Source organism: Pantoea phytostimulans (assembly GCF_046118715.1).
GTDB classification, from domain to species: Bacteria; Pseudomonadota; Gammaproteobacteria; order Enterobacterales; family Enterobacteriaceae; genus Pantoea; species Pantoea phytostimulans.
In genome coordinates this window covers 3190766-3202737 of record NZ_CP173698.1, presented here as the reverse complement: position 1 = coordinate 3202737, position 11972 = coordinate 3190766, and the positions used below count along the sequence as shown (strand labels likewise).

The window sequence follows — 11972 nt, the reverse complement described above, 5'->3', positions numbered from 1 at the left end:
TCTTTACTGCTTGAGTTTCGGGTCGAGTGCATCACGCAAACCATCGCCCATCAGGTTAAATGCCAGCACGGTAAGCAGAATGACTAATCCAGGGAAAGTCACCACCCACCAGGCACTTTGCGCGTACTGCAATACGTCGGAGAGCATGGTGCCCCACTCCGGCGTTGGCGGTTGCGCACCCATACCGAGAAAGCCCAACGCCGCCATATCCAGAATGGCGTTGGAGAAACCTAATGATGCCTGCACGATCAGCGGTGCCATGCAGTTAGGCAGAATATTAACGAACATCTGACGCAGCGTACCGGCACCTGCCACGCTCGACGCGGTGACGTAATCACGGTTCACTTCGACCAATACCGCCGCGCGCGTTAGACGAATGTAGTGCGGCAGCGCCACGAAAGTCAGTGCGATAGAGGCATTGACGATCGACGGTCCGAAAATAGCCACCAGCACCAGCGCCAGCAGCAGGCTTGGCAGCGCCAGCATGATATCCACCAGACGCATGATCGTGTTATCAACCACGCCGCCAAGATAACCGGCCATCAAGCCGAAGATCACCCCAAAGATCAGTGACAGCACCACCACCAGACACCCGACCAGCAGCGACAGGCGCGCGCCGTACATCAGACGCGACAGCACGTCGCGGCCTACGTCATCCGTACCAAGGATATAACTCCAGCTACCGCCTTCCTGCCAAACTGGCGGATGAAGCAATGCATCTCGGAACTGCTCGGCAGGCGCATGCGGTGCCAGCACATCAGCGAAGATGGCGATCAGCAGCATAATAACGATGTAAACCAGGCCAATCACTGCACCTTTATTACGTTTGAAGTAGTGCCAGAATTCCTGAACGGGGGTCATCGGCTTCGGTGCAGCGGTTACGCTCGCGGGATCAACAATTGACATGATTCCCCCTTATTTCTTATGACGTATGCGCGGGTTAACCACGCCATACAGCAAATCAACCAGCAGGTTGACCACGATAATCAGCACCGCGACCAACAGCACGCCGCCCTGCACCACCGGATAATCGCGGCGCTGCAATGCTTCGATCAGCCAGCGACCAAGGCCCGGCCAGGAGAAGATGGTTTCCGTCAGAATCGCACCCGCCAGCAACGTCCCCACCTGCAAACCAATCACCGTCACGACCGGCAACATAGCATTACGCAGGGCGTGAACCACAATCACGCGCATACGCGTTAGCCCTTTGGCGCGCGCGGTACGGATGTAATCTTCACTGAGTACTTCCAACATGGCGGAGCGCGTCATACGCACAATCACCGCCAGCGGAATGGTGCCGAGCACGATGGCTGGCAAAATCATGTGCATCACAGCATCTTTGAAATCGCCTGGCTCGCCCCAAATCAGGGTGTCGATCAGCATGAAACCGGTCAGCGGATTGGTGTCATCAAGAAACACCGTGTCGCCAACACGCCCTGATACTGGCGTCAGGTTCAGCTGCACCGATACCAGCATGATCAGCATGATGCCCCACCAGAAAATCGGCATGGAGTAGCCGGTCAGCGCGATGCCTACCGCCGTGTGATCAAAGATAGAGCCACGTTTCACCGCAGCCAGCACACCCACCGGAATGCCTACAGCGACAGCGAAAAGCATGGCGCAGAAACCCAGCTCAAGCGTGGCCTGGAAGCGCGGCACGAACTCATCCCATACCGGAATGCGGCTTTTCAGCGAAATACCTAAGTCGCCGTGCATCACACCATTGATATAATGCAGGTATTGTTTCCACAGCGGTTGATCGAGGCCAAACATCGCCATTAACTGCGCGTGGCGTTCAGGGGAAATACCACGTTCGCCCGCCATGATCAGCACCGGATCGCCCGGGATCATGTGAACAAACGCGAAGGTCAACAGGGTAATACCGATAAATGTCGGGATGACAAGTCCCAGACGTCGGAGTACGAACTGCAGCATATTCCGGGTTCTCTCTTGCCCACGCGACCGTCGTCGCGAGGTTAGTTATTGCTTACATCTGACGATCGAGTAGCCTCGACCGCGACGCAGACTGGCTGCGCCTCTACCGTTTCCAGTAAAACAGGGAGATAAAGCCGGGGTGACGCGTAGCCACCCCGGAAAAGGGCAATGATTACTCTTGAATGTCTACCTGAGCAAAGTAGTGTCCGCCAAGCGGATCGACTTTATAGCCGGTGACTTTTTTGCTGACCGGTTCAAATACCGTTGAGTGCGCGATCATCAGCGCCGGTGCCTGGTCATGCATCACAACTTGAGCCTGCTTGTAATACTCGATGCGCTTCGCCTGGTCGGCGGTCGCACGTGCCGGTTGGATTTGATCCTCAAAGGATTTATCACACCAGCGCGAGTAGTTAGAGCCATCTTTCGCCGCTGAACAGCTGAACAGCGTAGCGAGGAAGTTATCCGGATCCCCATTGTCGCCCGTCCAACCCATCATCACAGTCTGATGTTCACCCGCTTTGGCACGCTTCAGATACTCGCCCCACTCATAGGTAACGATTTTGGCTTTTACGCCAATCTTCGCCCAGTCGGACTGAATCATCTCCGCCATACGGCGCGCGTTCGGGTTGTAAGGACGCTGAACCGGCATTGCCCACAGATCGATGGAGAAACCATCCGACATACCCGCTTCTTTCAGCAGTGCTTTGGCTTTTTCAACATCGTAAGGATAATCCTCAACGGCATCGTTATAGCCCCACATCGTTGGTGGAATCAGGTTTTTAGCCGGCTGGCCCGCACCTTGATAAACCGCCTGGATGATCGCTTTTTTGTTGACCGCCATGGTCAGTGCCTGACGCACTTTCAGGTTATCCAGCGGTTTTTTCTCAACGTTATAGGAGAGATAGCCGACGTTCAGGCCAGCCTGCTCATACAGGTTGATGTTCTTATCCTGCTTCATGCGCGCAATGTCTGCCGGATTTGGATACGGCATTACCTGGCATTCGCCCTTCTGCAGTTTTGCGTAACGAACCGATGCATCTGGCGTAATCGAGAAGACTAAACGATCGATTTTTGGCTTGGTTCCCCAATAATCCGGGTTAGCTTTATAAAGGATGCGTGAGTCTTTCTGGTATTGCAGCAGCTGGAACGGACCGGTACCCACTGGGTTAAGATCCACTTTTTCCGGCGTACCGGCTTTCAGCATGTTATCGGCGTACTCTTTTGACAGAATTGAGGCGAAGTCCATACCAAGGTCGGCAAGGAACGGCGCTTCAGGACGTGTCAGCACAAAGCGCACGGTATTCTCGTCCACTTTTTCGATTTTGCTGATCAGATTAGGCATATCCATGCCCTGGAAATACTCATAGCTGCCGCCGGAAACACCATGATATTTGTTGTTTGTATCCAGCTGACGTTCAAAAGTGAACACCACATCGTCGGCGTTTAAATCGCGCGTCGGTTTAAAGTCTTTGGTGGTTTGCCACTTCACACCTTTACGCAGGTGGAAAGTGTAGGTTTTGCCATCTTCACTGACGTCCCACTTTTCTGCCAAAGCAGCGTGCAACTCGGTTGTGCCGATAGTGAACTCAACCAGACGGTTATAAATCTGGCGTGAGCTGGCGTCATAGGTGGTGCCAGAGGTGAACAGCTGCGGGTTAAAACCTTCCGGGGAACCTTCAGAACAATAAACGAGGGTTTTTGCCTGAACACCGGCGGCTACAGTCATGGCAATCAGGCTCAGACCGACCTTCAGCATCCTGGATTTAGCCAGGGAGTTGATCATGCTTTTGCTCCATTGTGATGTGATGTTGTGTGCATTACCTGACCTCTGATTTTTTTATGCGGTTCAGGCGACCCACCTTTTCGGTGGAAAAGAGCGAAACGTTATTTTTGATTTCTCTGACACCGTGGAATCTGCCAGACAACGCCGCTTCTGCTTCTTTATTGACGCATCAATTTGTCAACAGTTGCAAAGAACGTCAATACAACGGTTAGTTATTTACACAGAGTGTGAGGGATAGCAAGCAACGCTAAAAAAAACAGTTTCCGCTGAAATGCCACACATTACACAGTGTCATTAGCTTAAAAACCGTGCTTTGTGCTGGCTCTTAACTTTGACGCTAGTGATTCTCACCGCTAAAAAACAAAAAACTTTTACCGGCAAACGTTGAATAACTGAACGATTCACCGTGCGTTATGACGTTCAACCAGCGAAATATGCTGTCTCAATGGTATAAGAAATCAGCAACATGCAGCTTTCGGTCATAAGAAGAATGTGTCGCAAATTAACTACGCAGGCCCGATGCAGCAAGGGCTTGAAAGGATAAGCGGGCGATATTACAGCCAGGATAATTAACAACGGCGAATGAGGATTATTAGGAAGTTATCGGAAGGTTTGGTTTAAGCGATGTGATTAAACGGCTTTTAGGGGGATAACTCTTTTGCCAAGGCTCAAACCTCCTTCGGAGGTTCTCATCCTCTGTTTACTACAGGCGAAAAAAAACCTGCTTTTAAAGCAGGTTTTCTAAATGTGGTCGGCGAGAGAGGATTACGCTTCTCGCTGAGAAGCGCCCTGCGGGCCGTTGCTGAAGCAACGTGGTCTCGCTGCGCTCGGCTCAAACCTCCTTCGGAGGTTCTCATCCTCTGTTTACTACAGGCGAAAAAAAACCTGCTTTAAAAGCAGGTTTCCTAAATGTGGTCGGCGAGAGAGGATTACGCTTCTCGCTGAGAAGCGCCCTGCGGGCCGTTGCTGAAGCAACGTGGTCTCGCTACGCTCGGCTCAAACCTCCTTCGGAGGTTCTCATCCTCTGTTTACTACAGGCGAAAAAAAACCTGCTTTAAAAGCAGGTTTTCTAAATGTGGTCGGCGAGAGAGGATTACGCTTCTCGCTGAGAAGCGCCCTGCGGGCCGTTGCTGAAGCAACGTGGTCTCGCTGCGCTCGGCTCAAACCTCCTTCGGAGGTTCTCATCCTCTGTTTACTACAGGCGAAAAAAAACCTGCTTTTAAAGCAGGTTTTCTAAATGTGGTCGGCGAGAGAGGATTACGCTTCTCGCTGAGAAGCGCCCTGCGGGCCGTTGCTGAAGCAACGTGGTCTCGCTGCGCTCGGCTCAAACCTCCTTCGGAGGTTCTCATCCTCTGTTTACTACAGGCGAAAAAAAACCTGCTTTAAAAGCAGGTTTTCTAAATGTGGTCGGCGAGAGAGGATTACGCTTCTCGCTGAGAAGCGCCCTGCGGGCCGTTGCTGAAGCAACGTGGTCTCGCTGCGCTCGGCTCAAACCTCCTTCGGAGGTTCTCATCCTCTGTTTACTACAGGCGAAAAAAAACCTGCTTTAAAAGCAGGTTTTCTAAATGTGGTCGGCGAGAGAGGATTCGAACCTCCGACCCTCTGGTCCCAAACCAGATGCGCTACCAAGCTGCGCTACTCGCCGATGGGGGCGCATGTTACTGCGACCCACCGGGAGCGTCAACCGCTTTTTACACTTTGACCGTCAATCGCCTGGAAAGCATGCAGCATGAAAAAAACACCCACGCGTCAATAAGTTCCAGGCAGCAATCATAGCGAACTCGTCTGGCTCGAAGCCGGTGCCTGACACCAGTTATTGGCCGCTTTAATGCCGCCATCTGGCGAGGTATAACCCAAACATCCCAGAATGGTATCAAACAGCTCAACGTGGCGGTGCGTTTTACCTACGCGCTGCTGCGCCTGCAGGCGCTCAAAGTTACTACGATTAGTGGGGTCTTCCAGATATTTATCTGATGCCCAAACAATCATCGGCACGCGGAACTGTTCTGGTGGTGCCATTTCACGTGGCGTACCGTGCAGGTGCATGTTTTCACTGATCGATTCGCCATGATCGGCTGCATAGAAAACAATCGCTTTCTTATCACGCAGCTGATCTAAAACGCTGTCGAGCATGGTGTCGACATACAACACAGAGTTGTCATAAGCGTTGATCAATTGTGCTTTGCTGCACGTCTCGTCAACGCCCATACATTCCGGCTGATACCGCGCAAAGCTACGTGGATAACGCTGCGAATAGAGATAATGCGAACCCTTGGTGTGCAAAACCACTAAGTGTTTGCCTTTCGGGAAACGCTCCAGCGACGTTTTTAACTCAGGCACCAGCAGCATGTCGTCGACCGATTTACCCTGATTACGCTTCTCGGAGCCAATCTGTTCGCGGAAAGCGAAGTTGTTCGCGTTGACGTTATCGTAAAACCACACTTCACTCTGCATTGCGAACAGCTCAGAAGTGAAGCCCAGCTCTTTCATCACTGCAAAGACGTTCTGCTCTTTCAGCGTGCGTCCCGGTGTGTCCATTGTGCCGCCTTCACGCACAAACATGCAGCGCAGAGAAAGCTTCGTCGCGGTATCACAGGATTCGCCACGGAACGCGACCAGGTTTTTCTCTTTAGAGAGTTTTGGCGTGGTATCACGTTCATAACCGAGCATGCCCATGTGATCCCAACGGGTGGTTTCACCGATGACAAACACTACATAGGTGTCATCCAAACCTTGCGGCGCAACATAGGTAAATTTCTTCGCGGGATCGAGCAGTTCCTGACTCTCCAGGGTTTCATCCAGTCGCGTCCAGGCAAACAGTCCAACCGCGGCCAGCCAGTTAGAAGGCAGATAAGAGTGTGCAACCACGCCGCCGTAGCTTGGCAGATCGATGTTGGTTATCTCTTCATTGGCTTTTTGCAGCTTGTCGAAATAGCGAATCGGCAACCAAACCAGCGCGACGCAAACTAACATGACTAACGTCGGTTTAAGGCGATGACCCGGCGTACGCAGCTGTTCATTGAGCGTCAGGCGAAGGTTATTTCGCCAAATCATCAGCAGCGGCAATGCACTAACCAGCACCATCCACGCCACGAAGTGAAACCCAATGACCTCTTTCGACAAATCCATATCGGTGGTCATCACCGATGCCACGATGCCGTAGCCAATCACCACATTGAAAAAAGCCATGTAATAGGCTGAAGCAACAGAGATCAGCACGATACAGGTGGCGAGCACACGATAGATTTTCTTGCCGCCTAGCGACAACAAACGCATGAGGAAAAAAGTCAGTATGACAATCGCAATGACTTCTGTGGCTGCGGTCACCCAATTTATCAGTGTGGAATGCGTCAAGAAACCGTCAAAACGGCGATAAAAAATTGGTAAATTCAGTAGGATACCGATGTACAACGCCAGCAATAGCGACAACTTTTGCTGGGTTAAACTCTTAATATAATTCATGAAAAATGGTGTTTCCCTGGAGTGATGCGCTTTATCGAACGTTAGTGTGACTATCAGATTGCAGTAGAGTTCGATTAGTAAGCGCATCGGACAAGATGCAGGAGGATTCTGAACGCGTTACTGCGAGGTGGCACAGTAGAACATGCAAGAAATGGTTAGGCCAGAAAATAATCAAAAGCGTGAACAATTGCACACTTTTTGTTCACTAAATCCCGCTAAAACCGTTATAGCCCTGATCTTCCCAATAGCCGCCTGGATTCTGATCGGTAACAAAGATCGCGCCGATATGCTTGGCGTTCTTGAAGCCAAGCTTGGTGGGCACGCGCAGCCGCAGCGGATAACCGAAATCTGGCGGCAGCGGTTTGTTGTCAAAATCCAGCGCGAGAATAGTTTGTGGATGCAGCGCCGTGGGCATATCCAGGCTGGAATAGTAACGATCATCGCATTTGAAACCGACATAGCGTGCGGTTAAATCGGCCCCGATGTGTTGCAGAAAGGTCTTAAGTGGAACGCCGCGCCATTGGCCAATCGCGCTCCAGCCTTCAATGCAAATCAAGCGAGTAATTTGTTCGGTCTGCGGCAAGCGCTGCAATTGCTCCAACGTCCAGGGCGCTTTGTTCGAGACTTTGCCCGACACTTCCAGCCGGTAATCCGCAAGATCTATCTCCGGCACATTGTATTCGGGATAAAAGGCATTAAACCGGAACGGACGGGTGATTTGATCGGCAGAATAGGTTTGTGCCAGCTTCTCACCATTAAATAACCAGCTTTGTACCCGATCGTTCCAGCGTGACATCGCCCATAAAACTTTATCGACGCTATCGCCATCCTGTAAGTTACAACCGCTGAGCAGCGAGACGGCACCCAGCGTTAATCCGCTGCGCAGCAGCATGCGGCGTTGTAGATTGATCAGCTGTTTGTGCTGATCAGGTTCCAGGATGATTTTACTTTTGGGTTGTTCACTCACGATCTGCACTCCGCTTGCCACCGGTAATCATTGGCCACAACGTTTGCGGCACCAGGATCACCATCACCACGTGAACCACTGTAAACAGCACCAAGCCGCTCATGGCATAAAAGTGCACATAACGCGCCCTATCAAAACCACCGAACAGCGCCACCAACCCGCTAAACTGCACCGGTTTCCAGATAGATAAACCCGATAGCACCAGCAGCACGCCGTCCACCAACACAAACAGGTACATCAATTTCTGTACCGCATTGTAGTCGCTGCCGCGATGATGCAGCCGCAGCCGCAATGCCGAGAAAAGATCTTGCCAGAGCGCGTGCCCACTTAGCGGTAAAAAGCGGCCACGAAATTGCCCGCTGATGATGCCCCACACCAGATAACTTACCCCGTTAGCAAACAGCAACCACATCACCGCCAAATGCCAGGCAATGTGGCCGCCGAGCCAGCCGCCGAGCGTCATCCATGCGGGAAACGTGAAATTGAACAGCGGCGAGGCGTTGTAAATGCCCCAGCCGCTCATCAGCATGCCGATCATCACCAGCACATTTGTCCAGTGACAAAGCCGAATCGGCCAGGGATGACGTGAACCCGATGCTTTTTTCATGATTTACATCGGTGGTGTCAGACCATCTTTACCAGCAGAAATACCGCGAGCCACGATGTGACCATCGCTGGCTTTGCTGCCAAACAGCACTACTTTGCCGCCCGGCTTCAGCAAACTTTTATTGCCTGGCTCAATCAGCACTACCGGTACATCATCAGGAACCTGCACCGTTTTTTGCTTGTCGCCATATTTAACCGTCATGGTGCGGCCATTGCTGTTAACCAGTTTGCCGACCGTACCGTTAGTCATGGTATTGATTTTGCCATCGGCTGATTCGAAAGGATTAAAGCCTTCACCACTGCCGCGCAGGCTTGGCGCAAATACGTGGACTTCAAGCGCTTTCAGTTCGCCATTCGCTTGCGGTACCGCGGCGGTACCGATAAAGCTGTCTGGTTTGATGTCGCTCATCTGCGCTTTGCTGACGCTGTTAACTTTAGTTTTGTCGTTGATCTCGACTTTAATTTTATCGCCCTGACGCGTGGTGACATCCAGCTGGTTGCCGCTGATGGCATCAATGGTGCCGCGCATAGGGGTAATCACATTGTCAGCGGCTGCCGCAGTAAAGGCGACGCTGAGTAATAAGCCAGGCAGTAAGGCGCGCAGGCGTGAAGTCATAGGGGATTCTCCAGAAGAAGTTAGCAGACTAACTAAGCGTAAGAGGTCTGGATAAATAGTGTGGGAAAATCGAGGGAAAAGAGTGTATTGAAACATTACGAGCCCGCTTTGCAGGCCCGTAAAAACGTTTAGCGAACGATGTTCAGCGTCACGTCAATGTTGTTGCGGGTTGCATTGGAATAAGGGCAGACGATGTGTGCTGCATCAACCAATTTTTTCGCTTCCGCTTCATCCATCTCAGGCAGATGGATATTCAGGGTGGCTTCAATGCCGAAACCGTTCGGGATTGGGCCAATGCCGACTTCGCCTTCAATCCATGCATCTTTAGGCATAGAAATCTTGTCGCGACCCGCTACAAACTTCATTGCGCCGAGGAAACAGGCTGAATAACCCGCTGCGAACAGCTGCTCTGGGTTGGTCACTTCGCCGCCTGCGCCGCCCATCTCTTTCGGCACACCTAATTTAACGTCCAGCACACCGTCAGAAGAGGTTGCACGACCATCACGACCGCCGGTTGCTTTGGCTTTTGCACGGTAAACCACTTGTTCTAATGACATAAATTCCTCGCTATATGCTATTTAATCGCCCACTACTTAAATAAGCGTAGTCGAACGGGTGAAATTTAGCGGGTGCGTGGCACCCACATTATGAATTCTTATCGCGAACGATTCAGATTATTGCGAAGATCGTCCAGCTGCGTTTTCAGCGCATTCAAAGCGGATTCATCACAGGCCGCCGCACATTGAATGGCGTCGGGAATGCTTTCTGCCTTGCTACGCAAGGCTCGACCTGTTTCGGTCAACGTCACCACTACTTGCCGCTCATCCTGACGCGAACGCTGACGATTAATGAGTCCGGCGCTTTCCAGCCTTTTAAGCAGCGGTGTCAGCGTGGCGGAATCCAAAAAGAGCTGCTCACCAATCTCCGAGACGGTGACATCATCTTTTTGCCACAGCACCAGCATCACCAGATATTGTGGATAGGTCACGTCGAGTTGCGTAAGCAGCTGGCGATACACCTTATTCATCGCCAGATTGGCAGAATAGAGCGCGAAGCAGAGCTGCTGATCCAGCAACAGTGGCGCTGCTTTCACTTTTTTGTCATCTTGATTACTGTTCATGGCTAGAATATAGATAGCGCGCTACACAATTGCAAGCAACATATTATGCTAAGGAGTAAAAGCATGATGGATTCTCTTGAAGATCAGGCGCGACGCTATGCAACACAAGCCCATGCCGAAACGGGTCAGCGACGCAAATACACTGATGAACCCTATATTGTGCATCCGGCGGCAGTCGTTGAATTGGTTCGCAGCATTACGAGTGATGAAAATTTGCTGGCCGCAGCCTGGTTACACGACACGGTAGAAGATACCGCGACCACACTAAACGATATCGACACTCACTTTGGCCCACGAGTCGCCGAGCTGGTAGAAATGTTAACAGACAGTGCCCAGCCGACCGCTAAAAACCGAGCGGCCCGCAAGCTGGCACATTTTCAGCACACGGCGAACGCAGCGCCGGAAGCGCAAACCATTAAACTTGCAGATATCATCGACAATACGCGCTCAATTGTGCGGTTTGATCCGCACTTTGCTCGTATCTATTTGGTAGAGAAAAAGGTGCAAATCGAATTGCTGAAGCAAGGTGACGCTCAATTGTGGCAGCAGGCCTCAACCATTATCGAAGCAGGCATTGCGCAGTTAGGTGAGCCGCCCTATAGCGTGCCGGAGAGTTGGTTCGTTAAACAAGCCGCTAAATATGGTGGCTTAAGCTGAAAAAACCCGCCAGCGGCGGGTTCTTTTGTTCTTCTCGTCTTATCAGTGCTTACTCAAGCAACTGCCTTCCAAGGTACGGGTTGGCATGAAGCAACTTCATTAGTTTCTGCGCCGTGGCTGAAGGACGCGTACGACGTGCCTCCCAACTTTTCACAGAAGAAACGCTAACGCCCATTACTTTGGCAAATTCATCAAGCTGCATACCGGTCATTTCGCGTAAGCGTTGTGGTTCGGGCATCGTAGGCTGGAGTTGAATTTCCAAATCAGCAGGACGTTTATCACGTGTCAATACAATCTGCTCAAGGCTGCTGAGCAATTCAAACATTGGGTCTTTTAATTCCATAGAGAACTCCTTAAAAACTCACTATGAATCACGTGAAAGTAGAGAGGTACGAACCTGAAGTCAGGTTCTGAAACCGGCCTGTTCAGGCTGCATCCCGCAAGGGTTTGTTTTTGTTATGAGTAAAACCATTACGGGACACAGCCTGTTGTGCACTGCTTTTAAAAGGTGTCAGAACAATGCAACAAAAGTCGGGAAGCTAAGTATGGATAGAGTCCTGACGATTTGCTGCGCAATTTATAATTTTTTTTTATCTATGCTTTGCCACTTTCGGCCAAAATTCACTAACCGATTGAATTTAATACGATTTAAAGAGGGTTTCTGTTGGCTTAAATTGAAAAATAATGCTTATGAATGCAGCTTTTTTTCAGGCAAATGCCATCATCCACGTCAAAAGACACTAAACGGCGTTCATAACACCGTCGCATTCAAAGATCGTCTTACGCATTGTGGCGAGTCAATATTGCAATAGCATTGCAGGCTCGC

11 protein-coding genes, 1 tRNA gene and 5 other RNA genes are annotated in these 11972 nt (G+C 51.1%); 1 reads left to right on the top strand and 16 read right to left on the bottom strand.

What is annotated here, in order from left to right; all coding sequences use genetic code 11:
* Positions 1–3: 3 nt before the first annotated feature.
* The 15 genes from dppC to ACF2G4_RS14955 form a co-directional block, all read right to left on the bottom strand.
* Positions 4–906: a dipeptide ABC transporter permease DppC gene (gene dppC / locus ACF2G4_RS15025; RefSeq protein ID WP_243079747.1), complete on the bottom strand. Its 903-nt coding sequence runs from the start codon at positions 904–906 to the stop codon at positions 4–6.
* A gap of 9 nt (positions 907–915) precedes the next feature.
* Entirely contained in the window at positions 916–1935 is a 1020-nt protein-coding gene (gene dppB, locus ACF2G4_RS15020; protein WP_215848019.1) for a dipeptide ABC transporter permease DppB, read from the bottom strand.
* A gap of 172 nt (positions 1936–2107) precedes the next feature.
* The gene (gene dppA / locus ACF2G4_RS15015; protein ID WP_215848020.1) at positions 2108–3718 is read right to left on the bottom strand and encodes a dipeptide ABC transporter periplasmic-binding protein DppA; all 1611 of its coding nucleotides are present in this window, start codon (positions 3716–3718) and stop codon (positions 2108–2110) included.
* 748 nt (positions 3719–4466) lie between these two features.
* A non-coding RNA gene (locus ACF2G4_RS15010) (RtT sRNA) lies at positions 4467–4596 on the bottom strand.
* A 34-nt stretch (positions 4597–4630) separates the two neighbouring features.
* A non-coding RNA gene (locus tag ACF2G4_RS15005) (RtT sRNA) lies at positions 4631–4760 on the bottom strand.
* A gap of 34 nt (positions 4761–4794) precedes the next feature.
* Positions 4795–4924, bottom strand: a non-coding RNA gene (locus tag ACF2G4_RS15000) — RtT sRNA.
* Positions 4925–4958: 34 nt separating this feature from the next.
* Positions 4959–5088: non-coding RNA, RtT sRNA (locus tag ACF2G4_RS14995), on the bottom strand.
* A gap of 34 nt (positions 5089–5122) precedes the next feature.
* A non-coding RNA gene (locus tag ACF2G4_RS14990) (RtT sRNA) lies at positions 5123–5252 on the bottom strand.
* 34 nt (positions 5253–5286) lie between these two features.
* Positions 5287–5363: transfer RNA gene (locus tag ACF2G4_RS14985), tRNA-Pro, on the bottom strand.
* 125 nt (positions 5364–5488) lie between these two features.
* A complete protein-coding gene (gene eptB / locus ACF2G4_RS14980) occupies positions 5489–7180 on the bottom strand; it encodes a kdo(2)-lipid A phosphoethanolamine 7''-transferase (protein ID WP_409075076.1) in 1692 nt (563 codons plus the stop codon).
* Positions 7181–7385: 205 nt separating this feature from the next.
* A complete protein-coding gene (locus ACF2G4_RS14975; RefSeq protein WP_409075075.1) occupies positions 7386–8147 on the bottom strand; it encodes a molybdopterin-dependent oxidoreductase in 762 nt (253 codons plus the stop codon).
* The gene (locus ACF2G4_RS14970) at positions 8140–8754 is read right to left on the bottom strand and encodes a cytochrome b/b6 domain-containing protein (protein ID WP_409075074.1); all 615 of its coding nucleotides are present in this window, start codon (positions 8752–8754) and stop codon (positions 8140–8142) included. The genes ACF2G4_RS14975 and ACF2G4_RS14970 overlap by 8 nt, the downstream gene beginning before the upstream one ends.
* 3 nt (positions 8755–8757) lie before the next feature.
* Positions 8758–9369 carry a DUF5666 domain-containing protein gene (locus tag ACF2G4_RS14965; RefSeq protein WP_215848023.1) on the bottom strand — a complete coding sequence of 204 codons (612 nt, stop codon included), beginning with the start codon at positions 9367–9369 and terminating at the stop codon, positions 8758–8760.
* Between the two features lie 128 nt (positions 9370–9497).
* On the bottom strand, positions 9498–9926 hold the full coding sequence (locus ACF2G4_RS14960; protein WP_243079750.1) for an organic hydroperoxide resistance protein: 429 nt from the start codon (positions 9924–9926) through the stop codon (positions 9498–9500).
* A 98-nt stretch (positions 9927–10024) separates the two neighbouring features.
* Positions 10025–10489 carry a MarR family winged helix-turn-helix transcriptional regulator gene (locus ACF2G4_RS14955; RefSeq protein WP_243079751.1) on the bottom strand — a complete coding sequence of 155 codons (465 nt, stop codon included), beginning with the start codon at positions 10487–10489 and terminating at the stop codon, positions 10025–10027.
* A 63-nt stretch (positions 10490–10552) separates the two neighbouring features.
* Between ACF2G4_RS14955 and ACF2G4_RS14950 the strand changes: the two genes are divergently transcribed.
* A complete protein-coding gene (locus ACF2G4_RS14950) occupies positions 10553–11146 on the top strand; it encodes an HD domain-containing protein (protein WP_243079752.1) in 594 nt (197 codons plus the stop codon).
* Positions 11147–11195: 49 nt separating this feature from the next.
* On the opposite strand, the gene ACF2G4_RS14945 is transcribed toward ACF2G4_RS14950, so the two are convergent.
* Positions 11196–11489: an HTH-type transcriptional regulator gene (locus ACF2G4_RS14945; RefSeq protein ID WP_215848026.1), complete on the bottom strand. Its 294-nt coding sequence runs from the start codon at positions 11487–11489 to the stop codon at positions 11196–11198.
* Positions 11490–11972: the final 483 nt, after the last annotated feature.

What these genes read in the sequence shown, in the direction of transcription:
- dppC (WP_243079747.1), bottom strand. Translation starts at nt 906, where the DNA reads ATGTCAATTGTTGATCCCGCGAGCGTAACCGCTGCACCGAAGCCGATG.
- dppB (WP_215848019.1), bottom strand. Translation starts at nt 1,935, where the DNA reads ATGCTGCAGTTCGTACTCCGACGTCTGGGACTTGTCATCCCGACATTT.
- dppA (WP_215848020.1), bottom strand. Translation starts at nt 3,718, where the DNA reads ATGATCAACTCCCTGGCTAAATCCAGGATGCTGAAGGTCGGTCTGAGC.
- eptB (WP_409075076.1), bottom strand. Translation starts at nt 7,180, where the DNA reads ATGAATTATATTAAGAGTTTAACCCAGCAAAAGTTGTCGCTATTGCTG.
- ACF2G4_RS14970 (WP_409075074.1), bottom strand. Translation starts at nt 8,754, where the DNA reads ATGAAAAAAGCATCGGGTTCACGTCATCCCTGGCCGATTCGGCTTTGT.
- ACF2G4_RS14965 (WP_215848023.1), bottom strand. Translation starts at nt 9,369, where the DNA reads ATGACTTCACGCCTGCGCGCCTTACTGCCTGGCTTATTACTCAGCGTC.
- ACF2G4_RS14960 (WP_243079750.1), bottom strand. Translation starts at nt 9,926, where the DNA reads ATGTCATTAGAACAAGTGGTTTACCGTGCAAAAGCCAAAGCAACCGGC.
- ACF2G4_RS14955 (WP_243079751.1), bottom strand. Translation starts at nt 10,489, where the DNA reads ATGAACAGTAATCAAGATGACAAAAAAGTGAAAGCAGCGCCACTGTTG.
- ACF2G4_RS14950 (WP_243079752.1), top strand. Translation starts at nt 10,553, where the DNA reads ATGATGGATTCTCTTGAAGATCAGGCGCGACGCTATGCAACACAAGCC.
- ACF2G4_RS14945 (WP_215848026.1), bottom strand. Translation starts at nt 11,489, where the DNA reads ATGGAATTAAAAGACCCAATGTTTGAATTGCTCAGCAGCCTTGAGCAG.